This window comes from Paenibacillus sp. cl141a (assembly GCF_900109305.1).
Lineage (GTDB): Bacteria > Bacillota > Bacilli > Paenibacillales > Paenibacillaceae > Paenibacillus_AQ > Paenibacillus_AQ lautus_A.
Window position 1 is genome coordinate 329,079 of sequence record NZ_FNZO01000004.1, and the last position, 25,662, is coordinate 354,740.

Consider the following 25,662-nt stretch of genomic DNA (forward strand, 5'->3'; position numbering starts at 1 on the left):
AACCTGGTGTTCGCAGCATAATACAAATGCAGGTCTTCATCCCTTAGGAAAAATTGCTTATGCCTTTCTGGCAGAACATGAAATATAATAGAGGAACTTAACTTTAAAACAACTGGGGGAACATCTATGAAATCTCAGCTCAACAACCCAGCATCACCGGGGAAAAGCGATCGTTTTTCCTCTGCTGGATTCATCCTGGCCGCGATCGGGAGCTCCGTCGGCCTCGGAAACATGTGGAAGTTCCCGTACATTACGGGAGAACACGGCGGCGCAGCTTTCTTCCTGCTCTTCATTATCTGTCTCATCGTGATCGGTTTGCCCGTCCTGCTGGCGGAGCTTGCCATCGGACGAGCCGGCCGCGGGAGTGCCGCGACTTCCTTCGTTAAAGCGGGCGGACCGAAAGTCTTCGGACAGCTTGGATTGCTCCAGGTTATCGCGCCGTTTCTCATCCTGACCTTCTATGTCATTGTGGCAGGCTGGACGCTTCATTATGCCGTCATGTCGTTTAGCGGCAATCTGTACAGCAACACCGATTTCGGCGGTCAATTCACCGCATTTACGGAAGGCTACATGCCGATCATTTGGCAGATTGTCGCTATTGCGATTACAGGATGGGTAGTGGCTAAAGGCATCTCCGGCGGAATCGAAAAATTCAACAAGGTCCTGATCCCGGGACTGATCATTCTGTTAATTGTGTTAATGATCCGTGCTGTAACCTTGCCAGGGGCCGGAGCAGGGGTATCGTTCTTCTTGAATCCTGACTTCTCGAAGCTGAGCCCGGAAGCGGCACTCGTCGCGCTGGGACATGCCTTCTTCTCCCTCTCGCTTGGGATGGGGATTCTGTTGACCTACGGGGCTTATGTCGATAAGCGGCAATCCCTTGGTCCGGCTACCCTCGCCATCGGCTCAGGCGACCTGATCTATGCATTTATTGCCGGGCTTATCATATTCCCGACAACCGCTTCGTTCGGGATCGAGCCGAATGCCGGCCCTTCCCTTGTCTTCATTGCCTTGCCGGCTGCCTTCTCGGCCATGCCGCTGGGTGCTTTTTTCGGAGGATTGTTCTTTGTCCTTCTAGCTATCGCCGCTTTAACCTCCGCGGTCTCCTTGCTGGAGGTTCCGACCTCGTATGTCATGGACCGCTGGCATTGGGGACGCACCAAAGCCGTTGTGGTTATCAGCGCACTGGTTCTGCTGGTCGGCTTACCCTCCGCGTTGTCATTCGGCATCGTGCCTGGGCTTACCGATATCGGCGGCAAAAATTTCTTTGATTGGCTGGATTTCATTACATCCAACATCCTGCTTCCGATCGGGGGCCTGATCACCACCCTCTTTGCGGGATACTTCTGGAAGAAGGCCGCTGATGCCGCCGGTCTGAAAGCAGGCTGGTTCCGGGTATGGCTGTTCATGCTCCGTTATATTGCGCCGATTCTCGTATTTCTGGTGCTGCTTCATACCACGGGGCTCATCACATTCGAATAATTATCCTCTCGGCAGCCCCTTGGCCCTTCCCGGTCCAGGAGGCTGCCTTTTCTGTGCGACTTGGTCACCCGGACGGCCGGAGATGACGGAACACTTGCAGATTGGCACACCTCCCATGAAGCGGATCATATACTGTTCTAAAGGAGGTGTTATTCCCATGCCGATTCAATTGTTGGACATGCGTCTATCCGTCCATATGCCGATGCGGGCCAGCGACCGTAAACCCATCGATATTTCCGAGCCGCTCCTTATCGGAGATATCGGACTTCAAACCATCCCGGCGCTTGGAACGGTCAACGTCACGGACGTGCGCGTATGGCTGTCCGGCACGGTATCCTTGTTACGTCCGGCCACAACCGAGGCAGCGCCTTCCTCTATGACTCTATTAATTGAGCGCGACGGCAGCGGAACGCCGGGTTCCGGAACGAACATTTACGAGCAGGTCGTCAATCCCGGGAACCTCTCGTTCCATATGTTTCCCATCTCCCTGGCGGCCGGTGATTTCCCTCCCACCGCAGTCGTTAACCAAGGATTGATCCGGTATACACTCTATATAGTCTCCCCCGGCGAAAATTCACTCCAACTCAGCGGTCCGGTCTCCTTCAGCGGCATTGCGGTCGCCGGATCCGGTTAAGGCGAAGTTTGAACGGCAAGAAGGTCTTCCCCGGTTCGCTTTGATATGGCCTGTTCCAGCACCATGGTCGTGAGACGATCGCTTTGCCTTCCTCCATCAGAGCTGGTATCAGATTACGAATGATATAACTTGTCTCCAGAATGACATTTTGCTCCGGGTCTTCCATGAACAAAACCTGCGGATTATGTACAAGTGCACGTGCGATGGACAATCGGCGCAATTCCGACGGTGTCAATTGCAACACCCGGCTGTTTTGCTTCTCTGCTAGTCCTAACCGCTGCAATAACAGCTCCATGTCTGGCTTCGTCTCATAGAGACGAGCATAAAAATGGAGGAATTCACGAACCTTCAGACGCTCGTATGCCGCTTCCGATAACAGCTGAATCCCTATTTTTTCTCTAATATTCCGTGTATGTTCCGGTGTCAGCGCCTCTCCCTGAATCCAGATGGAATCCTCCGATATCGGCGTCTGCCCGATCATGGCGAGCAGCACTTGATGTCCTAATTCGTGATTGCATTGAATGGCAACGCATTGACCTGCGCTCACCTCAAGGTTGATGTGTGGAATTAATACGGTACTGCCGGATGTCTTCTGCACGTGTCGTAGCTGTACTGTGCTCATCTGATTTTGTATCCCCTAGAACGTTGATTCAACAGTCCTATTTTAATGGAATGATTTGGCTGAAACTACTGTTTATTGTCGGATCATTCGCTAGCAGATGCTATTTCCCGAGAAATAATGACAAGGGATGACCATGAATGAAACAAAAAAGGACTTCTAGTTTAAGAAGTCCTTTTTTGCCTATTTTTTTATATTATGTAAATGAATACATACATTTTTCCAGAACGGCAGAATTTTCTCGCAACAGTGTTCCAATGTAACCCCGGCCATCTTTTTCAGGAGGAAAACCGATTCTTTTCTTGTGATATGCAGTAGGCTCGGTTCCGCAATCTTTGCCAGAACGAATAAGGAAAACAGATCATTCCTTTGGTGGTCTGTTCTCATGGCTTGCCTTGGTATCGACGTTTTCGGAACATCTGCAACAAGCACTTCCTATTCATGACGATCATCGTAGTTGTACCGAACATATTTTAATATAAATAGAAGGGCAGCGCGACAAATAGTGAGTGGTGTCATTAAATTGCCATATGACATCAATCAGATTTTAGGGAATGACAGAGGTTTGCCAAATCGCGGTGACGGTTGATGAGGGTAACTTTGGGAAAGGACTACGGTTTCGGTCTTGATTTCAGGGTTTTCCAAGTTGAATTTATGAATGTCAATTCCTAGCTGGATACAAACGTCCTCTATTTTCAAATTAATGGACATACATCACCTCATGAACGGATATGACCTTACTTCACAGAGCATCTGAAATCATATTTCGTATCCAAGCCAGGATGTGATTTACCTCATAAATATAACGCATGGCCCGCGCGACCAACAGTGTGTGTTGTCATGAATATTGTCATATGACAATCATCTCGAATTGGTGGAACAGGAAATAAAATGAAGAAGAGCACGCCGATTCGCGCGCTCTTCTCCAATCATTCACAATACGCCATCATCGCCGACAGCGAATCAAGGCTATTTGTTCAACAAGGCCGCCGCCTCCGTCAGCATCATTCCGCTCAGCTGCACGCTCAGTTGAACGGGAAGCGTCGGCAGAGCGTCCCAGGCAGGGCTGCATAAACCAGCATCCTTAAGCATTCCCTTCTCCCACAGCGTTTCCGCGTTACACTGAATCATTCGGCGTACGCCGTCCTCTTCAGGCGCCTCTTCAAGCAGCACCAGCAGATAACGGATGAGGATGCCTTTAAACAGCCCCGTGTCGTCAATACCCTCATCGGGCAGAAGCAGAGTGTTTGGATCGCACAGCTCCAGCATGCACGCATCAGCAGTCCGTTTAGCGTCCTCGAGATAGGACTTATCCCCCGTACAACGGTATAATTCCACTCCGGCACCGAGGAACACGCCCTGGCAATACGTGAATTTCCAATCGTAATCGATCTCACCGTCGCCCAGCCGGTTCATGCCATCCCATACAAACCCGGTCGATGGATCGACAAGCCGGCTTTTGTTCCATTCATAGATGCGCTTGGCCCAGTTCAAATCTTCTCCGTTCCGCTCTAAAAGATACAGCCTCGCCGCCAAAATGGCGGCAGGCGCGTTAGCCGGCGTGTTTTTGTAATCCAGCTGATCCTTCTTCCACGCCATGCCGCCCCCGCAGTGATCGTTCCAAGCGGTCTTGATGTCTTCCCACAGCGTCAGCGCCTGCTCCTTATACCACTCGCTTCCGGTAGCCTGATGCGCACGCAGCAGCGCAAGTGCCGTCCACTCCATGTCATCGTAATAATTATGGGTGAACGTATGGCCGTTGTACTTGTACAGGCTTCGGCTGAATGCCTCCATTCGGTCGGCATACACCGGCTTCCCCGTGCGATGATAAGCATCCACCAGCACATCCAGCACATGCGCCTGCCACCAATAATAGAAATTCTCGCCTGCCGCGGCATGTTCCCGCGGAAACCATTGATCCATTATGCCGCTGTCCGGGTTTCCGTAATTTCGGTACATGGCCTCCTGCAGCAGGTCTGCTCTCTCATCCCAGTTCGCCGCAGAATGCCGACCAGCGCTCCCCCCAGCCTGCCCCGCGGATTCCAGCACGGCCGCACATTCAAGCAGCATCACGCCGCTCAGCTGCGAGCTGAGCTGAACGATAGCGTCAGACGGTGGACGGCTCTTCCAATCGGTCCCGAACAACGCGCCATCTGTAGTCTTTCCCTGTTCCCAGAGCACATTGGCGTTCCGGCTCAGCCACCCTGCAGCTTCTGTTGCTTCAGGCCACACCTTGATGGCTTCCGTTACATAACGGATCAGGATGCCTTTGAACAATCCGGCGTCGCCTCCGCCTTCGTCCGGGAGGATGCCTTCTGCCGAATCCGCCAGCTCTACGCGCATCGCTTGAAAGGTCCGCTTGGAGTCCTCAAGGTACGCCGAATCATCCGTAACCCGAAACAGCTCGACCGCTGCTCCGATAAATACGCCTTGGCAATACGTGAATTTCCAATCTTTATCGATGGCCCCGTCCCCGGTCCGGTTCATCCCGTCCCAGACAAAACCCGTGGCAGGATCCACGAGGGCATTCTTCTGCCAAGCGTAGATTTTCCGAGCCCATTCCAGGTCGTCCGGGTTGCCGAAAGCCCGATACAGCCGTGCCGCCAAAATAACCGCAGGCGCATTTGCCGGGGTATTCTTATAACCGAGCTGCTCCTTGTGCCAAGCAATCCCCCCGCCTTGAGCATCGTTCCAGCCGGTTTGAATATCCTCCCAGAGCGTCAGCGCCGCTCGCTTGTACTTCTCCAGCCCCGTCGCCTCATAGGCGCGCAGCCATGCCAGCGCCATCCATTCCATGTCATCGTACAGCTCATTCGGCCATGTGCCGTCATTCCGGCGGAGCACTCCCTCATACAAGTGCTCCAGCCGCTCCGCATACAACGGATCCGCCGTGCGAACATAACCGTCCACCAGCACATCCGCCGCATGCGCCATCCACCAATAATGGAAAATCGTGTTGCACGCCCCGTCCGGGCACGGCGTTTCTATATTGTACATACGGATCGAATCATTCCAGAAATGGCGTTCCAGCGCGCGCTGCGCCTCATCGGCCCTTTTGGTCCATATACCGGACACCGTTATCATTGTCGAAATCACTCCTGACATCTCAATATGCAAGTTTCTTTTTCCATGCGTTAAGCATATCCAGTTTCCATCCCGCTAGCCTTTGATCCCGCTAAATGCGATGCCCTGAATGAAGTACCTCTGCAGAGCCAGGAACAGGACAAGGATCGGCAAAATAGCCACCAGCGCCCCGGCCATCATCGGGCCGTAATCCGTCTGGAAATTGAACGAGAACGCCTGGAGCCCCATCTGGATCGTCGCCTTGTTCGGATCGTTCAGCACGATCATCGGCCACAGGAAGCTGTTCCAGCCAGCCTGAAACGTGAATATGCTCAGGGTTGCCAGCGCCGGCTTGGTCAGAGGCAAATAGATGCGCCAAAAAATTTTGAATTCGCCGCAGCCTTCAATCCGCGCCATCTCCATCATGTCGGAGGGAAGCGTCAGGAAGAACTGCCGCATGAAAAACACCGCAAACGTGCCGGAAGCCCCCGGAAGAATGATCCCCCAGAAGGAATTCATCAGCCCCATGCCGCCGCTTCCGAACAGGTCGTTGCCCCCCATCAGCGGTATATGGCGCAGCACATACACGCTCGGGATCATCGTGACGATGCCCGGGACCATCATCGCGGCCAGCAGCACGCGGAAGAGTCCCGAGTTGCCTTTGAACTTCAGCTTGGCAAAAGCGTAGCCGCTGAGCGAACCGAAGAACAGGTTGAGCAGCACGCCGGTAATGGCCAGAAAGAATGAATTCCAGAAATAAAGGCCGAAGGGTACGGTTGTGAACGCCTTTTTATAGTGCTCCAGCGTGATTTCCGTAGGGAACCATTTGATCGGCATCGAGAACATATCCTCATCCGGCTTAAAAGAGGTCATCACGCTCCAGTAGAACGGGAGAAACATGACGATGGCGATCAGAATGGCACCGATATAGAAGACGCTCGCGGTAAGGATTCGCTGCCGCTTGGCCTGACTCTCAATTGCTCTCATCTCTTGTCTTCCTCCTCTAAGCCCCGATTACACAATCGATTCTTCCGATTTATTGATCTTCATGCTGATCAGCGAGAAGACCAGAATCGCCATCGCCAGCACGAAGGCCTGCGATGATGCATACCCCATCTGCAGCTGGTTAAAGCCCTGCTGATAAATGAGATAAACCGGCGTTTTCGTTGCATTGGCGGGTCCGCCCTGCGTGAGCACGAATGCCTGATCAAACAGCTGCAGCGCGCCGATAATCGACATCGTGCTGACAAGGAACGTGGTCGGCCGCAGCTGCGGCCAGGTAATGTAACGCAGGCAATCGAATTTGCTGGCACCGTCCAGACGAGCGGACTCGTACAGATAATCCGGCACGCCCTGAAGTCCGGCCAGGTAAATGATCATATTGGAGCCTACGCTCTGCCATAGCGTCATCATGATAATCGACAGCATGGCGGTATCGGTCTGGGACACCCAGGCCGGGCCCGTGATGCCGAACAGCGACAAGATCCCGTTAACGAGCCCGTATTCGGGATGCAGCATCCAGATCCAGACGGTGGCCGCCGCGACCGCCGACGTCAAGGTCGGAAGATAGTAAAACGTCCGCAGCGCCTTGACTCCCCTCGCCGCCCGGTTCAGCAGAATCGCCAGCAGAAGGGAGATCAGTACGTTGAGCGGCACGAACACCACCGCATAGATCATCACGTTAACGAAGGTTTTCCAATACAAATCATCGCCGAACAGTCGCCTGTAATTGTCCATGCCGACCCAGTCGTTCGAGCTGAGCACGTCATAATTGGTAAAACTCAGGTACAGCGCCATTCCAACCGGGATCACCATGAATACCGCAAATAACAGCATTGTCGGCATAATGAACAGGTAGCCCATCCTGGCCTGGTGTTTGCCAAGCTTCGTGACGGAAGCAGACTTGGCGCTGACTGGCTTCGTGGCGGAAGTCATCCTCATGCTCCTTTCTGTAGCTCCTAGAATCCCCGAATGCGTTAACGGGCAACGGCATTTTCCTTCAGCTGCTTATCGCCCTGCTCCTGGCTGAGCCGGAGGGTCTCTTCGGCGCTCTGCTTGTTCTGCATGAACAGTTCCAGATTCGGAATGACGGCGTTCTCCTCCATGACGGAGTAACCCGGATGCGTCGGCCGTGTTTTGGCAAATTCAAGCGTCTCCATAAACGGTATCCATTTCGGATCGTCCGCGAAGAACGGATCTTCAAAGGCAGGCTTGAAGCCCGGCATATTCAGGCTCGTTTTGGCCCATAACACGGCATTGTCCTTGTTGGCTGTCCACCATTTGATAAACTCCCAAGCCTCCTCCGGATGCTTTGAGCCTTGCGGAATGACAAGCCCAAAGCCGCCCATAACGCTTCCCTTATCGCCGTTCGGTCCGGCCGGTGGCGGCACGATGCCATATTCCAGGTCTTTGCCGTATTTATCATAGGTGCTCAGCATCCATGGGCCGGTGTACAGCATGGCGACTTTTCCGGTGACAAACGCATCCGTTCCTTCGCCCAAGCCGTCCTCGAAACCGATCTTGTACACCTTGTCCTCATTCAGCAAACGTCCCCAGAAGTCCAATACCGCTTTGCCCTTCTCGTTGTTCACGTTCATCGTGTTGTCCGAGGTGAGCATCGTTCCGCCCGCCTGCTGCAAATACATGTTGAACAGTCCGGGATCCCCCATCGACAACCCCGCCGTTTCGAGCTTGGTCCCGTTCCACTTGGTCGTGGCTTTGGCTGCCGCCTCAAGCTCATCCCAGTTCGTTGGCGGCTCAAGCCCGGCTTCCTCCAGCATTTTCTTGTTGTAGAACAGGGCCCGCGCGTCCACCGTCAACGGCAATCCGTACAGCTTGTCTTCATAGGTAAGCTCCTTCAGAGCCTCTTCGTAAAAATCCCCCTTGTTGACGCCGTCGCGCTCCAGGTATTCGTCCACGGGATGAAGCACGTTCTTAGGTGCATAGAGTGCGGTCCGCCACCGGTCCCAGAACACGACATCCGGCGTCCCCCCGTTCGTGGCCGCGGTCAGAAACTTCGTCACCACGTCCTGCTGGAGAGCATATTTCACCTCGATTTTATCTTGGGATTTATTAAAAGCATCCACCATCGTTTGGATCTGTTCCTGCCCTTCTCCGCCCCAGTCTCCCCAGAAGGTCAGTACCGTTTTGCCGCCGCTGGCTTCTCCGCCGGAGGAGCCGCCGCTGCCTCCTGAGCAGCCCGCCAGAAGCCCAATCACAACTATCATCGACCATACGATCTTCCACTGCTTTTTCATTCGTTAACCCTCCCTTATGAATTCCAAGCTTGGTTTGCCGCTTCATCCCGCTGCTAGCTTTACCGTTTAACCGCGATACCGGAGCACAACAGCACCAGTTCGCAAAACATCATATTGGCCCATGAAAACCAAGGCCGGGTATACTGCTGCGGCCGATCCACATGAAACCCTTCATGCATGAGTCCGGTTCCTCCGTCCGTTGCCAGCAGCAGTTCAAGGAGGCGCTGCCGCTCGGCTTCATCCTGTTCGGTCATCCCTTGCATCGCAAGCGCAATATGCCATATGTATTGATCCGGCGTATGCGGACTGCCGATGCCGGATGCAGCCGTCCCCGAGAAGTAGTACGGGTTCTGCTCACTCAAGATAAACCTCCGCGTATTCGCGTATATCGGATCTTCCGCATTTCGGTATCCCAAGTACGGAATGGACAGCAGGCTGGGCACATTCGCGTCGTCCATCAGGTTAATCGAACCCAGTCCATCCACCTCGTATGCATAGATAGGACCGCATTCCAGATGTTCCACAATGGCGTACCGCTGTATGCCGGCTTCGATCTGTGCCGCGAGCTCTGCGGCCGCCGCTGCCAGCTCCCGATCCTTCAGAATCTCCTCGGCAATCTCCGTCACATACCCCAGCACAACGACCGCAAACATGTTCGACGGAACCAGGTAACCGTAGGCACAAGCATCGTCGCTCGGCCTGAAGCCGGACCAGGTCATGCCGGTATATGCCGTCTCCGCTCCTTTTCCGCCACGGACCAGCGTATCCGACGGAGGGCAGTTGCTCCGCTCGAAGGTGTAAGCCGATTTCTGTTCATGGTGCTGCTCTGTCGTCCACAACTCGATAATCTGCCGCACGCCTGCCCGAAAGGTTTCGTCAAAATGGCCGGTCCTCCCGGAGTTTTTCCACAGCAGGTAGCTGAGCTGGATCGGGTAACACAGCGAATCGATCTCGTATTTCCGTTCCCAAATCCACGGACTCATCTCGGTTGCATCATCCTGATGTCCCATCCCGTTGGCAGACTCATTGAACGCATTGGCATACGGATCCCGCAGAATATAGTCAAACTGGCGTCTGACCACGCCCTGGATCATGTCGCCGATCTCGCGGTCCTCTCCAAGCACCAGGAAGGGCCTGACCTGCGCAGCCGAATCGCGCAGCCACATGGCAGGAATATCCCCGGTAATGACAAACGTCGTGCCGTCCTCCATTCGCTTCAAGGTGGTATTCCAGGTATTGGCTAGGCATCTCTCGAACATGTCAGCCGTTCGTTTCGGCTGCTTCGCCCGAACCATGTCCGATAACCGCCTAATGGCCTCTGGCAGTTCAGTTATGGATTGCACGTGATGTTCCCCTTTCACTTGATGGAATTATGAAACCGTTATCACGGATCAGTATATTGTTATCTAGTTAATATGTCAATATATAAAATAAAATAAATGTTATATTAGGCATTAGGTAAACATCGGCACAAAAACAACGCTGCTCCTCACCGGATTAAGAACAAAAAAAACCATGCGCTCACAGGTTCGTGAGCGCATGGTTTGCATGCGTACATGGGTAAGGGAAGACATTACAAACATTCCGTATTCACGTTTCCTGTTTGTAAGGTTCAACCTCCAAGATTTTCGTTATCGAATTCGAATTTTGGTCGGCCAGGGAATTACCAATGCGCCGGTCACTTTCCAACACACTATGCATCGAAGGCTGCGCCAGCTGCCCAGACGTTTGAACAAGTTTCTGCTATTCCTTGACAGGACCGGTAGATGCGCCAACCACCAATTCCGCAGGCAATCTCTTCTCGACCGCAACCGCGTCGTGGTTCATGATGCCCAGCACCGTCTCGATCGCCAGCCTTCCCATCTCTTCCTCGTTCTGTCGCATATGGGTAAATAAATACCCCTCACCGATATTTAATTGCGGACTGTCGAAGCATATGATCGATACATCCTCCGGGACCCGCAAACCGAGACGTTCAGCTGCAACCTTAGCAAGCAATGCAATATTGTACTCAATCGCAAAAAAAGCGGTAATCGACGGATGATCCTGCAAATGCTGCATGATCCGCTGTATTTCCCGTTCAATATTGCTTTCGTAGAAAGCATTGGGCAGCGTGGCCGTTACGTCACTGATCCAGATTTCCTTGTCAAACGCGATGCCCCGGGCGGCATGAGCCTGGACGAAACCTTCAATCCGCTCTTCGACCGCCGTCGTATCCCTCGGCGGAGGAGACAGCAGGCAAATATGGCGGTGACCCAAATCGAATAAATGCTCCACCGCCTGCACGGCTGCCCCAAGATTATCCGTGCTGATGGAAGCCGCAGCGACCCCCTTCAGCTTGCGGTCAATCAGGACGAGCGGGAAGCGGGCAATGACCATCTTCAATATTTCGGCATTAAAATATTCCCCCTGCGCGGGAAATACGATAAGACCGTTCACGCCGAGATTGCGCAGCTTCTGGATGGACAATTCCTCATTATCCTGGTCCCCGAACGTTCTGCGCAGGACCAGAAAGCAGTCATTCTCCTTGGAATACTGCTCCATGCTGTAGATCAGCCGCGTCCCGTAGCTTGAAGAAAAATCCGTGATGACCAGGCCGATCATTTTCTCCCGGCCGGCCGTTCCGGTTTCTGTGCTCTCTGAGGAGATGGGTTCCCTGTGTACCACAGGCTCATCCGGATCGGCTACGAACGATCCCTTGCCCGGCTTGCGCACGATCACGCCTTCTGCCGCCAGCAAATCCAAGGCTTTCTTGCTCGTGATTCGGCTAACTCCGTACTCATCCGCAAGTTCCTTCTCTGATGGAACTTTATCTCCAATCCGAAACATATGGGTTGAGATCTTTCGCTTCATCTCGTTAAAAATCTGTTCATACATCGGCTTCGTGGAAGCTGCATCTTTCAAATTGATATCCCTCCAACGGTACTCCAAAACCTGCTAATTTATATAACAATATAACATGATATATTTAAATTGTCCATGTTGAACGATGATCGCACACAGATTCATCACATCCCCTATTGGCTTAAAACAGCACCATACAAACTCATAACTTGCACAATGCATGATCAACCCAACCATTGCCCATCCTATAATCCATATCCTTAAGTTTTTTGCGGGGGGAGGAAGATTAGTTGGAGCGCTTTGACCCGGAACTCGTCTTTTTTGAGCCGGATGCGTTGGAGTATCCGCTTGGGAAAAAGCTGCAAGCATGGTTTGAGGAATTAGGCACACTCATCAAAATGACCACCTCCCATAATCGGGTAACCGGCATTCCGGGGGAGACCGAAACCGAAAAATACCGAAACGCCAAACGCACCCTAGTCGTTGGGATCAGGAAGACCTTGGATTTCGACACGTCCAAGCCTTCTGCGGAGTATGCCATCCCGCTGACCACGGGATGTGCAGGACATTGTCATTACTGCTATCTCCAAACCACCATGAGCTCGAAGCCTTATGTCCGGATTTATGTCAACCTGGATGAAATTCTGGACCGAGCGAAGCAGTATATCGCTGAGCGGTCGCCCGAAATCACCCGGTTCGAGGCCGCTTGTACCGGCGATCCCGTATCTCTGGAGCATTTGACCGGGGCACTGGCCTATTACATTGAATTTATGGCCAAGCAGGAACATGGCCGACTGCGATTCGTGACGAAATTCGCCAACATCGATTCCCTGCTGAATATCCATCACGGCGGCCATACCAGGGTACGCTTCTCCATCAATTCCGATTATGTGATCCGTTATTTCGAGCCGGGTACCTCTTCCTTCGAAGAACGCATTGAAGCCGCTGGGAAAATTGCCGAAGCCGGGTATCCGTTAGGATTCATCATTGCCCCGATCGTCAAATATGACGGATGGCAGGAAGGGTACTGGCATTTATTAGAGAAGCTCCATGAGCGATTGAGCCATGTGGAGGTTAAGGATCTGACATTTGAGCTCATTCAGCACCGGTTTACCAAAACGGCCAAAAACACCATTTTGAAACGGTACCCCAAAACCAAGCTGGACATGGATGAGGAGGACCGGCAGTTAAAGTGGGGAAGGTATGGAAAATTCAAATACGTCTATAAGGCCGAAACCGTCGAGGAGTTTCAGCAGCTGTTCGAAAAGGGAATCCAAGAATATTTCCCGCGAGCGGAAATTGCCTATTTTGTCTAAAATAACCGGGAACGCCAGTCATTTGATGTACCCGAAAACAACATAACGGACACCTCGCGGTGCCCGTTATTCTTATGAACGATATACATTCGTATCCGCTCTTTCATCGAAGGGCCGCGAACTCTTCGGCCTTGTGATCTTGGTCGTACATCCAGACCTCAATCTCATGAATATCCATCGGCTTTCCGTAATAGTAACCCTGCATGACATGACACCCGAGCCCTGTCAAAAAGTCGATATGCTCCTTATTCTCCACGCCTTCGGCAATCACGTCAAGATTCAGCTTTTCCGCCATAAGAACGACGGCGTTGACGATGGCGCGCTTGCTGGGCGTGTCCAAATCATTGGTGAACTGGCGGTCCAGCTTCAGGGCATCAATCGGTATCCGGTCCAGGAGCCCTATCGAGGAATAGCCGGTTCCGAAATCATCCATGGAGACCTTAACCCCTAAGGATCTGATGCTCCCAAGCTGACGGATGATATCGTTCACATCGTGCAGCACCATGGACTCCGTAATCTCCAGCTCTAACAACCGCGGCTCCAAATCCGCCTGGCGCAGCACGTTTTGAATCAGCTCCAGCAGATTGTCGCCATGAAATAAACGGACCGATAGATTCACCGAGACCGGCTGGACAACCCCGCTATCCTGCCACACCCTGCACTGCTTGCATGCTTCTTCAAGCGTCCATCGGGTCATCGGAATAATCAGCCCCGTCTCTTCCGCTATCGGAATGAATTCCTGAGGGGAAATCACGCCGAGTCGAGGATGCTTCCAGCGGAGCAGCGCCTCGAATCCGACCAAGCGGTCGCTTTGCACATTCCATTTCGGCTGATACACGATGAAGAACTCCTTCATCTCCAGCGCTCTTTGCAGGTCCTTCTCCAATTCCATCTTGCGAACCTCTTGAAGACCCATCTCCTCGTCATAAAGGCATTGCTGATTCTTGCCGAGTCCCTTCGCTTTATACATGGCGGTGTCGGCATTCTTCAGCAGCGTCGTACGATCCGAGCTATGGACGGAACCGATGCTGATGCCGATGCTAACCGTCACATACAGCTCGTTGCCGTCAATATGGTACACCTTTTTAATTTGTTGGAGTATATCATCGGCTAAGCGCTGGGCATAATTCGGGTCGCTTTGCTTCAAAATAACCAGAAATTCGTCGCCCCCGATCCGGAACACCTGCTGGCCGCTTCGAATGAATTGACGCAGCCGCTTGCCCACTTCCTCGACCAGCAAATCCCCGACATTATGACCCAGCGTATCGTTGATGGCCTTAAATTGGTCCAGATCCAGAAACAGGATCGTAATCTTATCCGTTTCGGCATTCGTCCTGAAGAACCGATTCATCTCATTGCGGTTGGGCAATCCCGTGATTGTATCCTGATAGGCCAGCTTTTCCAGCACATGCCGATCAAAGAACATCGCGCCCCAGGAAATCAACAGAATAGCAAAAATCGCGACCGTCACGCAGTACAGGAGGAAGAAATCCACAGACTGCGGCTGATGTGTCATCATGCCGGTATGTGCTTCAAAGCGCGCCGCCTTCATCCCTGTATAATGCATCCCGCACACGGCGAATCCCATCACAACCGCCGAGCCCCACTTGAGAAAGCTGGACTTGGAATGGTTGCGAAAACGAAGAAACAGTAATAAGGCCGCATAGGAGGCTGCCAGCGCAATGACGGCGGACAATATCCAAAAGACGGGATCGTAACGGATGTCGGCGTGAACGACCATGGCTTCCATTCCCATGTAATGCATCGTCACGATGCCGCTCCCCATAACGACACCGCCGATCGCGATTTTGGACCAGTTAATATCCTTGGGCATGGTGATATAAAACGCGATGAATGAGGAAATCACGCTGGCCAGCATCGACATGATGGTCAGAAAGGCGTCGTACGTCACGTTCATATTCATGTGCATGGCCAGCATGCCGACAAAATGCATGGACCAAATGCCGCTTCCCATGACCATGGCTCCCCCGAATAGCCAAAAAAACTTGGATTTGCCGTTCGCGTCCGAAATTTTGGACGTAATATTCAAAGCCGAGTATGAAGCAAGTATAGCGATCGCAATTGAAAGCCCAACAATATACAAGTTATAATTGCCGTCCATCTGAGCTGTGCACACTCCTTTTGTGAGTAATCCTTAGGTCCTATGAAGTTCATACGTTACCTGAGATACAAACGTTTCTATTAATTCAAGGATGGCTCTCCCTGCATATCCAAGGTGATTATTCTTATGGTTACGGCCCGCCCGGCCCTGAGTCTTCCTCCTATTATATCTTTAGTAACTATTCAATTTCTCGACAAACTCCGTTTTGGCTGAAACTTTCGGAACCTGCATGAGTCCAAAGGACTATATATTCCACAATCTCCCTGTCTTTCCTTCTAATCGATTTCAAATCACGGAACGCCATACGGACATTCCATTTGGATGGATATTGAAAAACAAAAAAAGCTGCCGACTTATTCCCTCAGGTCAGCAGCTTTTATCATGACTTCATGGAGCACTTACCTTCGTTTCTCCATTCATATACTTCTCGCCCCACTCACAGATTTGATCCAGGATGGGCTGCAGTGAAACGCCCAATTCGCTCAGCTCGTACACAACCTTCGGCGGCACTTGATTAAAGACCGTTCGCGTAATAATCCCATCCTCCTCCAGTTCCCGAAGGGTCTGGGTTAACATCTTCTGCGTAATATCCGGCATCTCTTTCTTAATTTCACTCGTACGCTTGGGCCCATAACTAAGGTGGCACAGCACAACGATCTTCCACTTGCCGCCGATCACCTCCATGGTGGCTTCGGACGGAATATGGTATTGCCGGTCACGATTCATAAGATCCTCTCACCTCCCGTGCGTAAAATTACTGCGACTATGAAGGGCACTTTAGGGTGCTAATAGCACTTTTAGGTACCTATAGAACAAATAAGTGCGTACTTCCTTCCAGCCATTATATGATACATAATCCCCTTATACCAGTACTGCAAGAAAACAAAGCACATTCAACACATTATAGAAGAAAGCGAAGGTGATTCATGATGAAAGTACTGACCGTTGTCACTCATCCCAGAGTGAACTCCTTTACATTTGCTGTCACGGAGCGATTTGTGCAAGGGCTTCAAGATGCCGGACATGAGACGGAGGTTCTGGATCTTCACCGCATCGGTTTCGATCCGGTTCTGTGGGAGGCGGACGAACCCGATTGGTCTGATCCTGGCAAGGTTTTTTCCGCCGAGGTTGAAAACGAGATCGCGCGAATGAAACAGCACGACGCGCTGGCCTATATCTTCCCGGTATGGTGGTACGGGGTTCCGGCTATGCTGAAGGGGTATATCGATCGTGTCTGGAATCACGGCTTCGCATATGGCGGCGGTTCCAAGCTCCATCACAAGAAGGCGCTATGGATCGCATTAGCAGGAGCGTCGGAGGACCATTTTGCCAAGCGGAGCTATGATACGATGCTGTCCCATTCCCTCAACGTCGGCATGGCCAACTATTCCGGAATCGAAGATTCCCGAGTGGAATTCTTCTATGACACGTTGGAGGGCAGACCGGAGCACATGGAGAGCCTGCTGGAGCGGGCATATCAGCTGGGATTGCATTATGCGGATTCTGGCGTGAGCGTGAAATGATTGCTTTATAATTAGCCGAATTTATAAAATCGACCTCAAGAGAGGTCGATTTTTATTTACAACACTTCTGATTGATGATTCCCACAATATTGGTACGTCAGCAGGCTTGGAGGAATATAGGTTGGCATCAACCATTGATAAGACATCTCTAAATTTAATTGTCCCAACCATAATCTGCCTTGAACGGCTACCCTTAGGAACCGCCGTCACTCCTCCACCATCTCTCGCAATTCCTCATACAGCTCCCTCGTCTTCGCCGAGTCCTCATCGTTATAGAAAATGTGCAAGTCATCCAGCACGAATTGGATATAGGGCGGATTGTTCTTGAAGATGTACAGCCTCGACTTTCCGATGTCCTTCAGGCGGAAATGTCCCCGGGCATGCTTATCCGTGGATTCACCATTGGTCTTGGAACCGGAAGGCACGCTCTCGACTAGCGTCAGCTGCCGGATGTCCGTCATATCGAAGCTATAGGAATACATCGGGTAGTCAATCTCGATCCGTTGATCCGACGTAACCGTAAGCTTAGGCGAGGTCATCTCGGATCGGATGAGCAGGAACGAAGTACCGAAGATAACAGCCGCCACGAGAACGCCAGCACCCCATACGATCATTTTCCCTACCGGGGTGGCCGTATTGACGGTCTCTCCGACACCCACTCGCTTCGTAACAAAGATACTTTTATCGTTCGGATTATGATAGGTGAAGCCGTTCGCCCAATATTCATCATCGTCCGTGTAGACGGTTTTGCCGTCATTAGTCAGGATCTCCTGCTCTTGAATGTGGAGCCTTCGATAAACATAAATCACGAGCCCTGCCGGAATAGCCGTGAATAAGAGTACCATCGTAACCCATATGCCGTTCATGGCCGCATTTTCATTCATAACCAACAGAAGGAGAATAAGGAAAAGGATATTCTCAAGAATCGCTACGAATAACCACAACAAAGAAACGGCTCGGCGTCTTGCCTGATTCAATACGAGATTGGTTTCGCTGTTCATGCTGTACACCTTGGCCTTCGTCCTTCTCATCGACAGCGAGACCAGGAACAGAATGACGGTCATCACCATTCCGCCAGCCGAAACGCCCCACAACTGCGGGTCCTTGGACACGGACCACAGCGTCAGTCCGATCGACATGGCCCCTGGAATGAGAAACAGCCATGGGGAGGCAGATCGTTGATTCTTCCACTGCGCTACACGCAGGTCGCCCAGGATTACCCGCTTGGTCCCGACGAACCATTCTTCCTCGCGCTTCAGTGCCAGCGTTTCGCGGAATGCCGTTCTGAACGGAAGCACTATCACGACCATAAAGACCATGAGCCATACAAAAAAATAAATCGTCTGGTACGCAAACCATGGACGGAGAATTACAAAGGGGATGTAGGCTGCCAGCATCCATATGCTCGCAAGGTTCATCCTTCTATTGAATTTGGCTTGAACTTGGCGAATGCCGTCATGCTCCATGGCATGCGGCGGCAGGGTAACCGCGAATAACATGCCGTTTCTGTATTTGGCCTGCGGTTTATACGTGGCAAGCAATGCAACGTAACAGATGATCGCGGTAATGGACAGGATTACGGTTAGCAGGAAGATCACCTCTCTTCATTAGGACTGAGGAAACGTCATTTTGGAAAAAATGCGGGAGCACAGCTCCTGAAACCCGGAACGGTCAATCCCTTGAATCGCTGCTTGCGCAATGATCAATTGAAGCTCTTCCTCCAATTGCGGCGAAGGCTCGGGGTTGTGGGGCTTAGGCGGGCTCACCTTGGCCCCGTGCCGGCGGTCTATCACGATATAGCCCTGCTGTTTCAGAAGTGAATACGCTTTGTTCACCGTCATTGTATTGATTCCGAGTTCATCCGCCAATTGGCGGACGGTTGGCAGCTTTTCTTCCCGAGCAAGCTCACCTGTAGCAATACCGACGACAATCTGATTGCGCAGCTGCTCGTATAGAGGAACCCCACTGTCCAGTTGTAAAGAGATCATCATCTTCAGGCACGCTCCTCTGCAAATATATTCACATGAATAAGCATCATCTTATCTATCATTAAGTATTAATCATTATAATACAAATAATACTTATAGCGGAAGAGGGCACTCCTAAAATTTGAAACATTTCTGTCATTCTTACCGTACATATAATCAATGGAAAAATAACGGAACAGGAGGAGTGCCGTCGATGATGCCCCAAGGAATGTCTTTTGGCGGAAGTTTTGATTTTATGTTTACGCTGGTTCCCATTCTGATCGGGATTGTATTCGTGATTGTGATCGTGGGCTTCATCTCCAACGGTGCCCGCTATCTTAAAAATGCCAAGTCCCCGCGCAATTCCGAGTTTGCCCGGGTCGTCTCCAAACGGATGGATGTCCGCCATCATACCAATCACCACAACAACGATAACGGAATGATGCACGCCAACCATTCATCCCGTACGTACTACTACATCACGCTCGAATTTGATAATGGAGAACGCAAAGAGTACCTTGACGTCAAGAACCTGTACGGTCTTGTCGTGGAGGGAGATACCGGCTATGCCGCCATCCAGGGCGACTGGATCGTCGCGTTTGAGCGGAATATGCAGCCGCAGTCGTAACCGGACGCGTTTACAGTAAAAATGAAGAAGCATCACGTCTCCGTATTTTATTCGCACGGTCCCTTAAGAACAGAAGAGCCTTAGTCCGCGGTCAAACCCGAACTAAGGCTCTTCTTGTTGAATCGACTTGAACGATTAATATTTCATCTTATCCATTACGCATTGCTGCTCGTTTTGATAGACTCATTCACTTCGATCAGTTCGACGACGGCCTCGCTTTTCAGCGTATTGCCGATCGTGCATGCTCGCTCAACAACGGATTTTAGCTTCTCCTTGTAGGCAGGCTCCAGTGTTGGCGGCAGCGAGACAAGGACGTTGAAATGCGAGAACTTATTGCTTTTATCCTCTGCTTTTACTGATGACACTTCGATATGAATGGAAGACTTATCATATTCCACGCCGTCGTAAGCCATGATTTTTTGGAGCGAGATGGATACGCACAGCGCCAGGGACGCTTCCAGCAGCTCTCTCGGAGACAAGCCGCCCTCCAAATTCGGGCCGTGGTTTCCTGCAATCTGAAACCCGGCCTCATTGAATATCCGATCCTGGCCTTCTACGATTTGTAACGTTGTCATGGTCCTTCTCTCCTTTTGGTTGGGGTTGCGAACTTATCTGTTCTAGTCAACAAGATGACAGGCGACCTTATGGCCCGGCCGCACTTCTCTTACAGCCGGTATGTCGGTTCTGCATACATCGGTTGCATAGGGACAGCGCGTGTGGAAAACACAGCCGCTCGGCGGCGATATCGGGGACGGGATTTCCCCCCGCAACATGATCCGTTCCTTTAACCGGCTGCGGTTAAAATCCGGTACGGCCGAGAACAAAGCCTTCGTATAGGGATGCAACGGCTCATGAAACAAATCGTCCGTCAAAGCCTCTTCCATTATTTTTCCGAGATACATAATGCCGATCCGATCCGAAATATACCGAACCACGCTGATATCATGCGTTATAAATAATAGCGTTAGTTTCATTTCACGCTGCAGGCGCTTGAGCATGTTCAGAATTTGCGACTGGATGGACACATCCAGAGCGGAGACCGGCTCGTCGCACACGATGATTTTCGGATTCATGATAAGCGCGCGCGCCAAGCCCAGCCGCTGGCGTTGCCCGCCCGAGAATTCATGGGGAAAGCGAAAGGCATGCTCCGGCTGCAAGCCGACGGTTTTCAGGATGCGAAACACGGTTTCCTGACGCTCCGCCTTATCCCCCATTTTATGAATGATCAAGGGCTCCTCCAGCATCCGGCCGATTCGTTTCCTCGGATTGAGCGAAGAGAACGGATCTTGAAAAACAAGCTGCACGTCCTTGCGGAAATTCCGCATTTCCTCCCTCGTCATGGCCGCCAATTCCCGATCCCGATACAGGATCTGCCCTTGGCTCGCCGGCGTTAATCCGAGGATGGTGCGTCCCGTGGTGCTTTTGCCGGAGCCTGATTCGCCGACCAGGCCGTAAGTTTCTCCCTCGTTCAATTGCAGGGAAACGTCCGTGACCGCGTTGACGTATGCTTTGGCGCCCCCTATCTTGCCGAATGATCCGTACACCGGAAACTGCTTGTGAAGGGAGCTTACCTTCAAAATCGAACGATCAGCTGCTTGTTCCAACGGTTGTCTCCCTCCCTTCCGGCTTGTTTAGGGCTTCATAATGCCAGCACTTCACTCGATGGTCCGTTTGGGCCGATTGCATCGGCGGCTCGGAGGTACGGCACAACTCGTCGGCATAAGGACACCGCGTTGAGAAGCCGCAGCCCTGCGGAATATCCGCCAGGGATGGCACCGTTCCCTCAATGACGTAAAGTTCATCGTCCCTGTCTCCCTCCAGCTTGGGGATAGATTGGATCAGCCCCTGGGTATAAGGATGCAGCGGCGTTTGGAACAGCTGTTCCGTGGGAGCCTCCTCAACAATCTGTCCCAAGTACATCACCTTCACGCCCGTGCAAATTTCCGAAACCACGCCCAGATCATGCGTAATGAACAGCACGCCCATGCCCATTTTGCGGTTCAAGTCGGCGAGCAATTCCAGGATTTGTGCCTGAATCGTCACATCGAGCGCGGTTGTCGGCTCATCCGCGATCAACAGCTTCGGCTCGCAGGAGAGTGCCATGGCAATCATCGCCCGCTGCTGCATTCCCCCCGACAGCTGATGGGGATATTCGTTAACCCTTATTTCGGGCGAAGGAATGCCCGTCATCCGCAAAATTTCGATGGCTTGCTGATGGGCTTCCTTCTTCGACTTCTTCTGATGAAGGCGAATGGCTTCTCCGATTTGGTTTCCAATCGTATAGACAGGGCTCAGGGAGGTTAGCGGATCCTGAAATATCATGGATATTCGATCTCCCCGGATCGCCCGTAATGTAGAATGCGGGAGGGACAGCAGGTTCTGATTCTCGAATACGACCTCTCCCTCGTACTCGATTGCATCCGTATGATCTAACAATCTCATGATGGATTGGGACATCACGCTTTTTCCGCTGCCGGACTCTCCGACGATACCGATGATGTCGCCAGTATTCATGGAAAAGCTGACTCCGTTCACCGCCGTCACTTTTCCGCGCTCGGTATGAAAATGCGTTTTAAGATTTTTCACTTCCAATAGAGGCTCTTTATTCATGGAAACACCTCCAGCCTTATATTCATCGCTTTCTAAACTTTTGCTTCACGCGGGGGTCCAGCAAATCGCGCAGCCCGTCTCCCAGCAAATTCAGGCTAAGGACGGACAGGACGAGCGTGGCCCCGGGAAATACGACCATCCACCATGCCTTGTAAATAACAAGCTTGCTTGCCTGCAAAATGTTCCCCCAGCTGGCTTCGGGCGCAGGAATGCCCGCACCGAGAAAGCTGAGCGCGGCCTCCGAGATAATCGCCTCGGCAAATACGAAAGTCGCCTGTACCAGTAGTGGAGACAGCGTGTTAGGCACGATGTGCTGCCATATAATGCGCGTGGGGCTGGCCCCCTGGACATGCATCGCTTCGATGTAGGTTTGCTCGCGCACCACCAGTGCTGCTGAGCGAACGACTCGGGCAATATTCGGCGTGAACACGATCGTCAGCGCAATGATAACGTTCAAAGCGGATGCGCCGAGCGCGGCCATTAAGGCAATGGCGAGCAAGATTCCCGGAATCGCAATCAACCCGTCGCAAATGCGCATGAGAATATGATCCAACGTCTTATAATACGTTGCATAAACGCCGATCACGAGTCCCAGAGCGGAGGACAGCAGCGCAACCGCCAGTCCGACGCTAATCGATACCCTGGCCCCGTAGAGAAGCCTCGTTAACAAATCCCGTCCGAATTCGTCGGTACCCAGCCAATGCTCGGCCCCTGGCGGAGTTAAACGGTCCACAACCTTCATGTCGTACGGACCGTAGTTCGTGAAGAGCGGTCCGATCAGCGCCAGAATCACCAATACCACAAAGATAGTCGCTCCGATCAATAGCCCGTAGTTGGACTTCAGGCGGCGATATCCTAAGGCTCGCTGCTCTTTTTTCAGCTTTTTGCTGACTTGAGCGACATATTCCTTTTCCTGAACTGTAGCCATCCCGTTACACCTCTTTTATTTGCGATCCAATCGAACGCGCGGATCAACCGCGCCGTATAACAAGTCGATGATCAAGTTGATGGTGACGTACATCAGCGTGACGACGAGCACCACCCCTTGGATCACCACAAAGTCCCTTCTGGCAATGGAATTCAAGATCAATTGACCCAGACCGGGAATGTTGAATATGGCCTCCACGACCACCGCTCCCGTAACCAACGTGCCGAAGGTTTGTCCAATGACGGTCAGAATGGGCAGAAACGCGCTCCGAAACGCATGTTTGAACAGCACCATCATTTCATGCAGGCCTTTGGATCTGGCTGTCTTGATGAAATTCAAATTCAGCACTTCCAGCATGGACGAACGGGTCATCCGCGTAATCAGGGCCGCCTGTATGGTTCCAAGGGAAATGCCGGGAAGAATCAGATACTTCACATGTTCCCATAGCCCGCTGCTAAGCGGTTCATATCCAGCGACCGGCAGCCACTGCAGCTTGACGCCAACGAACAGCATAAGGAACAATCCCAGCAAAAAACTGGGCAAGGCCATGCCCAGCAAGGATATCCCCATCAATGTATAATCGGCGACGGACCCTCGCTTGTAAGCGGCGATAATCCCGAAGGGAATCGCGAGCAGGATCGCGATGACCTGTGCCAGAATGGCCAGCGATAGCGTGGGGGTAATATGCTCCGCAATGGCTTCGCTGACCGGCTGATTCATGAAAATCGAATCCCCCAGATCCCCCTTGAACACGTTGGCTACCCAGCTCGTATATTGTTCAAGTATCGGGCGGTCCAGTCCAAGGTCCTGATTCAGCTGCTCTATTTCCTCCTGCGACGCCTCCATTCCCAAGATGGCCGCCGCCGGATTCCCTGGCGTTATGTGGATGATCAGAAATATAGCGATGGTGACAACGGCCAGTACGGGAATCAGCGACAAAAGTCTTTTCGTAATATAAGCCAGCACGGCAAATCCCTCATTTGTACATGGTCTATGAATCCAATTTCAAAAAAGGAAGGTGTTATCGAAGTTACTCCGGTAACTTGTAACACCCTCCATATACGCTTACTTCGCTACTTTGGCATTCCAAACCACCGGTGCTTCGAACAGCTCGAAACCTTCAAGCTTCTTCGATGTGGCGACGACGCCATTATAATGGCCGATCACGGTGGAGGAAGCGAATTCGTACAGGAAGCCCTGCAGCTTCTCCCATTCCTGCTTGGCGGCTTCCGGCGTGGCTGCGCTGCGAATATCGATCAGTGCCTGCTTGACCGTTTCATTGTCGAGTCCGGCCCAATCCGGATTAACGGCCAGCAGCTGCGGCGGAGTAAGCTGATAGCCCGTGCTGGCAACAAAGATGTCCCACTTGGAACGGTCGTTCTTCGTTTCCAGGAACGTCGGGAAATCGAAGTTCTCCACTTTTACGTTCATGCCGATCTGACGAAGCTGTTCCTGGATGACCAAGGTAGCCGTGTACATTTCGTTATAGTCCTTGGTCGTCAGCAGCGTGATTTCTTCGCCGTTATACCCGGCTTCTTGCAGCAGCTGCTTGGCCTTATCCGGATTGGACTGGTTGTAATACTCCGCTCCGGCTTCAGTCGACCATTGAACTTGATTCGTATTCAGATAACCCGGCGCTAAAGAGTACAAATCCGGCTTGGCGAAGCTCGCCAACATGATCTCCTCATTATTGAACGCGGCGAGAATGGCCTGGCGAATCTTCACGTCCTTTAACAATCCCTCGCTGGTATTGAAAAATGCCGTCAGGGCACCGCCAGGGAACGAAAGCAGGTTGATGTTGTTGTCGGCAGCCAGTTCATCATAGCTTTCGATCGGAATGCTGTCCGCCACATCGTACTGGCCGGTCTTCACGCCTGCAATGCGCGTGGAGTGGTCCGTGACGAAATGGAAATACAGATCTTTGGCGGGAGCTTCTTTTCGCCCGTCAAATCCGCTTGGCTCCGCATCCGACACCTGCTGATAATCGTCGTTTCGCACCAAATGGATGTACTGATCCTGCTTCCATTCCTGGAATTTATAAGGTCCTGTACCGATGTACTCCTTGATTCCGTCAGCCGGCGCTGCGTCCACGATCTCTTTCGGCATGATGGAAGGGAACTGCGCTTGCGATGCAATAAGAATCAACACGTCCGACGTAGGCGACTCTACGGTCAGCTTCACGGTATACGCATCGACGGCTTCGAATTTGGCATTCGTCAGCAGCACCTTCGCCCGGGACGAAGTCACCAGCCAGCGGTTCATCGAGGCTACAACATCCTCGGACGTCATCTCTTTCCCGTTGTGGAACTTCACGCCTTGGCGAAGAGCGAACGTATACGTTAAACCATCCTCGCTTCGTTCAACCGACTCTGCCAGAGCCGGTACGGGCTCATAGTTTGCATTCAGCGTGTAGAGCTGCTCGAAGATATTGCCGGCGGTATCCAGTGCAACCGCCGATACCGTCAAGGCCGTATCCAGCGTTGGCGGCTGAGCTGTAAGCGCGATGTTCAGCTCGTCTTTGTACTCTTGCTGTTCGGCTTGCTTCTCGCTTCCTTTGTCTTCGGCTGTGCCCTCTGCCGCCGGATCGGAGCCGTTGCCGCATGCCGCGATCAACAGCATCAGCACGATCGACGATAAGAGTAAACCTAACTTTCTGGCTTTCATTGTAA

General features: G+C 52.1%; 22 protein-coding genes. 5 read left to right on the forward strand and 17 right to left on the reverse strand.

The genetic code is table 11. The annotated features are described in order from the left end of the window. The first annotated feature begins 126 nt into the window (after window positions 1–126). Window positions 127–1,482, forward strand: a complete 1,356-nt coding sequence (locus BMX45_RS14225) for a sodium-dependent transporter (protein ID WP_090910230.1) — start codon at window positions 127–129, stop codon at window positions 1,480–1,482. A gap of 157 nt (window positions 1,483–1,639) precedes the next feature. Further along, window positions 1,640–2,116, forward strand: coding sequence for a hypothetical protein (locus BMX45_RS14230; protein ID WP_090910231.1), 477 nt, complete (start codon window positions 1,640–1,642; stop codon window positions 2,114–2,116). On the opposite strand, the gene BMX45_RS14235 is transcribed toward BMX45_RS14230, so the two are convergent. The 7 genes from BMX45_RS14235 to BMX45_RS14265 form a co-directional block, all read right to left on the reverse strand. Continuing rightward, the gene (locus tag BMX45_RS14235) at window positions 2,085–2,738 is read right to left on the reverse strand and encodes an ATP-binding cassette domain-containing protein (protein WP_254778072.1); all 654 of its coding nucleotides are present in this window, start codon (window positions 2,736–2,738) and stop codon (window positions 2,085–2,087) included. The genes BMX45_RS14230 and BMX45_RS14235 overlap by 32 nt on opposite strands. A gap of 966 nt (window positions 2,739–3,704) precedes the next feature. Then, window positions 3,705–5,819 carry a glycoside hydrolase family 76 protein gene (locus BMX45_RS32245; RefSeq protein WP_090910232.1) on the reverse strand — a complete coding sequence of 705 codons (2,115 nt, stop codon included), beginning with the start codon at window positions 5,817–5,819 and terminating at the stop codon, window positions 3,705–3,707. A 75-nt stretch (window positions 5,820–5,894) separates the two neighbouring features. Continuing rightward, complete coding sequence (locus BMX45_RS14245; RefSeq protein ID WP_090910233.1) at window positions 5,895–6,785, reverse strand: carbohydrate ABC transporter permease; 891 nt, start codon at window positions 6,783–6,785, stop codon at window positions 5,895–5,897. Between the two features lie 27 nt (window positions 6,786–6,812). After that, window positions 6,813–7,733, reverse strand: coding sequence for a carbohydrate ABC transporter permease (locus BMX45_RS14250; protein WP_090910234.1), 921 nt, complete (start codon window positions 7,731–7,733; stop codon window positions 6,813–6,815). Between the two features lie 41 nt (window positions 7,734–7,774). Further along, a complete protein-coding gene (locus BMX45_RS14255; protein ID WP_090910235.1) occupies window positions 7,775–9,055 on the reverse strand; it encodes an ABC transporter substrate-binding protein in 1,281 nt (426 codons plus the stop codon). A gap of 59 nt (window positions 9,056–9,114) precedes the next feature. Further along, the gene (locus BMX45_RS14260) at window positions 9,115–10,350 is read right to left on the reverse strand and encodes a glycoside hydrolase family 125 protein (RefSeq protein ID WP_090910236.1); all 1,236 of its coding nucleotides are present in this window, start codon (window positions 10,348–10,350) and stop codon (window positions 9,115–9,117) included. A 448-nt stretch (window positions 10,351–10,798) separates the two neighbouring features. Continuing rightward, entirely contained in the window at window positions 10,799–11,959 is a 1,161-nt protein-coding gene (locus BMX45_RS14265) for a GntR family transcriptional regulator (RefSeq protein ID WP_090910237.1), read from the reverse strand. A gap of 230 nt (window positions 11,960–12,189) precedes the next feature. Between BMX45_RS14265 and splB the strand changes: the two genes are divergently transcribed. After that, on the forward strand, window positions 12,190–13,215 hold the full coding sequence (gene splB / locus BMX45_RS14270; RefSeq protein ID WP_090910238.1) for a spore photoproduct lyase: 1,026 nt from the start codon (window positions 12,190–12,192) through the stop codon (window positions 13,213–13,215). A 103-nt stretch (window positions 13,216–13,318) separates the two neighbouring features. Here splB and BMX45_RS14275 read toward each other — a convergent pair whose 3' ends face one another. Together BMX45_RS14275 and BMX45_RS14280 are read right to left on the reverse strand one after the other, a co-directional pair. Further along, complete coding sequence (locus BMX45_RS14275; protein WP_090910239.1) at window positions 13,319–15,337, reverse strand: bifunctional diguanylate cyclase/phosphodiesterase; 2,019 nt, start codon at window positions 15,335–15,337, stop codon at window positions 13,319–13,321. 387 nt (window positions 15,338–15,724) lie between these two features. Continuing rightward, a complete protein-coding gene (locus tag BMX45_RS14280) occupies window positions 15,725–16,063 on the reverse strand; it encodes a winged helix-turn-helix transcriptional regulator (protein ID WP_009593955.1) in 339 nt (112 codons plus the stop codon). Between the two features lie 203 nt (window positions 16,064–16,266). Here BMX45_RS14280 and BMX45_RS14285 point away from each other — a divergent pair, with 203 nt between their 5' ends. Next, on the forward strand, window positions 16,267–16,860 hold the full coding sequence (locus tag BMX45_RS14285) for an NAD(P)H oxidoreductase (RefSeq protein ID WP_090910240.1): 594 nt from the start codon (window positions 16,267–16,269) through the stop codon (window positions 16,858–16,860). 206 nt (window positions 16,861–17,066) lie between these two features. On the opposite strand, the gene BMX45_RS14290 is transcribed toward BMX45_RS14285, so the two are convergent. Then, a complete protein-coding gene (locus tag BMX45_RS14290) occupies window positions 17,067–18,458 on the reverse strand; it encodes a DUF5808 domain-containing protein (RefSeq protein ID WP_254778073.1) in 1,392 nt (463 codons plus the stop codon). Between the two features lie 9 nt (window positions 18,459–18,467). Further along, complete coding sequence (locus tag BMX45_RS14295) at window positions 18,468–18,851, reverse strand: GntR family transcriptional regulator (RefSeq protein ID WP_090910241.1); 384 nt, start codon at window positions 18,849–18,851, stop codon at window positions 18,468–18,470. 190 nt (window positions 18,852–19,041) lie between these two features. Here BMX45_RS14295 and BMX45_RS14300 point away from each other — a divergent pair, with 190 nt between their 5' ends. Beyond that, window positions 19,042–19,455, forward strand: coding sequence for a DUF2500 domain-containing protein (locus BMX45_RS14300; protein ID WP_090910242.1), 414 nt, complete (start codon window positions 19,042–19,044; stop codon window positions 19,453–19,455). 155 nt (window positions 19,456–19,610) lie between these two features. Here the strand turns inward: BMX45_RS14300 and BMX45_RS14305 are convergent, their stop codons facing one another. The 6 genes from BMX45_RS14305 to BMX45_RS14330 all read right to left on the reverse strand — a co-directional run bounded on the left by BMX45_RS14305 (window position 19,611) and on the right by BMX45_RS14330 (window position 25,657). Continuing rightward, window positions 19,611–20,030, reverse strand: a complete 420-nt coding sequence (locus BMX45_RS14305) for an OsmC family protein (RefSeq protein ID WP_090910243.1) — start codon at window positions 20,028–20,030, stop codon at window positions 19,611–19,613. A 42-nt stretch (window positions 20,031–20,072) separates the two neighbouring features. After that, window positions 20,073–21,059, reverse strand: a complete 987-nt coding sequence (locus tag BMX45_RS14310) for an ABC transporter ATP-binding protein (protein WP_090910244.1) — start codon at window positions 21,057–21,059, stop codon at window positions 20,073–20,075. Then, complete coding sequence (locus BMX45_RS14315) at window positions 21,043–22,065, reverse strand: ABC transporter ATP-binding protein (protein WP_090910245.1); 1,023 nt, start codon at window positions 22,063–22,065, stop codon at window positions 21,043–21,045. Before BMX45_RS14315 ends, BMX45_RS14310 begins: the two co-directional genes overlap by 17 nt. Before the next feature lie 22 nt (window positions 22,066–22,087). Beyond that, complete coding sequence (locus tag BMX45_RS14320; protein WP_090910246.1) at window positions 22,088–22,993, reverse strand: ABC transporter permease; 906 nt, start codon at window positions 22,991–22,993, stop codon at window positions 22,088–22,090. A gap of 15 nt (window positions 22,994–23,008) precedes the next feature. After that, window positions 23,009–23,959 carry an ABC transporter permease gene (locus tag BMX45_RS14325; protein ID WP_090910247.1) on the reverse strand — a complete coding sequence of 317 codons (951 nt, stop codon included), beginning with the start codon at window positions 23,957–23,959 and terminating at the stop codon, window positions 23,009–23,011. Between the two features lie 99 nt (window positions 23,960–24,058). Then, the gene (locus BMX45_RS14330) at window positions 24,059–25,657 is read right to left on the reverse strand and encodes an ABC transporter substrate-binding protein (protein WP_090910248.1); all 1,599 of its coding nucleotides are present in this window, start codon (window positions 25,655–25,657) and stop codon (window positions 24,059–24,061) included. Window positions 25,658–25,662 lie beyond the last annotated feature (5 nt).

Coding starts and splice junctions, on each gene's coding strand:
- BMX45_RS14225 (WP_090910230.1), top strand. CDS start 127: ATGAAATCTCAGCTCAACAACCCAGCATCACCGGGGAAAAGCGATCGT.
- BMX45_RS14230 (WP_090910231.1), top strand. CDS start 1,640: ATGCCGATTCAATTGTTGGACATGCGTCTATCCGTCCATATGCCGATG.
- BMX45_RS14235 (WP_254778072.1), bottom strand. CDS start 2,738: ATGAGCACAGTACAGCTACGACACGTGCAGAAGACATCCGGCAGTACC.
- BMX45_RS32245 (WP_090910232.1), bottom strand. CDS start 5,819: ATGATAACGGTGTCCGGTATATGGACCAAAAGGGCCGATGAGGCGCAG.
- BMX45_RS14245 (WP_090910233.1), bottom strand. CDS start 6,785: ATGAGAGCAATTGAGAGTCAGGCCAAGCGGCAGCGAATCCTTACCGCG.
- BMX45_RS14250 (WP_090910234.1), bottom strand. CDS start 7,733: ATGACTTCCGCCACGAAGCCAGTCAGCGCCAAGTCTGCTTCCGTCACG.
- BMX45_RS14255 (WP_090910235.1), bottom strand. CDS start 9,055: ATGAAAAAGCAGTGGAAGATCGTATGGTCGATGATAGTTGTGATTGGG.
- BMX45_RS14260 (WP_090910236.1), bottom strand. CDS start 10,350: ATGGTTCGGGCGAAGCAGCCGAAACGAACGGCTGACATGTTCGAGAGA.
- BMX45_RS14275 (WP_090910239.1), bottom strand. CDS start 15,337: ATGGACGGCAATTATAACTTGTATATTGTTGGGCTTTCAATTGCGATC.
- BMX45_RS14280 (WP_009593955.1), bottom strand. CDS start 16,063: ATGAATCGTGACCGGCAATACCATATTCCGTCCGAAGCCACCATGGAG.
- BMX45_RS14285 (WP_090910240.1), top strand. CDS start 16,267: ATGAAAGTACTGACCGTTGTCACTCATCCCAGAGTGAACTCCTTTACA.
- BMX45_RS14295 (WP_090910241.1), bottom strand. CDS start 18,851: ATGATGATCTCTTTACAACTGGACAGTGGGGTTCCTCTATACGAGCAG.
- BMX45_RS14300 (WP_090910242.1), top strand. CDS start 19,042: ATGATGCCCCAAGGAATGTCTTTTGGCGGAAGTTTTGATTTTATGTTT.
- BMX45_RS14305 (WP_090910243.1), bottom strand. CDS start 20,030: ATGACAACGTTACAAATCGTAGAAGGCCAGGATCGGATATTCAATGAG.
- BMX45_RS14315 (WP_090910245.1), bottom strand. CDS start 22,065: ATGAATAAAGAGCCTCTATTGGAAGTGAAAAATCTTAAAACGCATTTT.
- BMX45_RS14320 (WP_090910246.1), bottom strand. CDS start 22,993: ATGGCTACAGTTCAGGAAAAGGAATATGTCGCTCAAGTCAGCAAAAAG.
- BMX45_RS14330 (WP_090910248.1), bottom strand. CDS start 25,657: ATGAAAGCCAGAAAGTTAGGTTTACTCTTATCGTCGATCGTGCTGATG.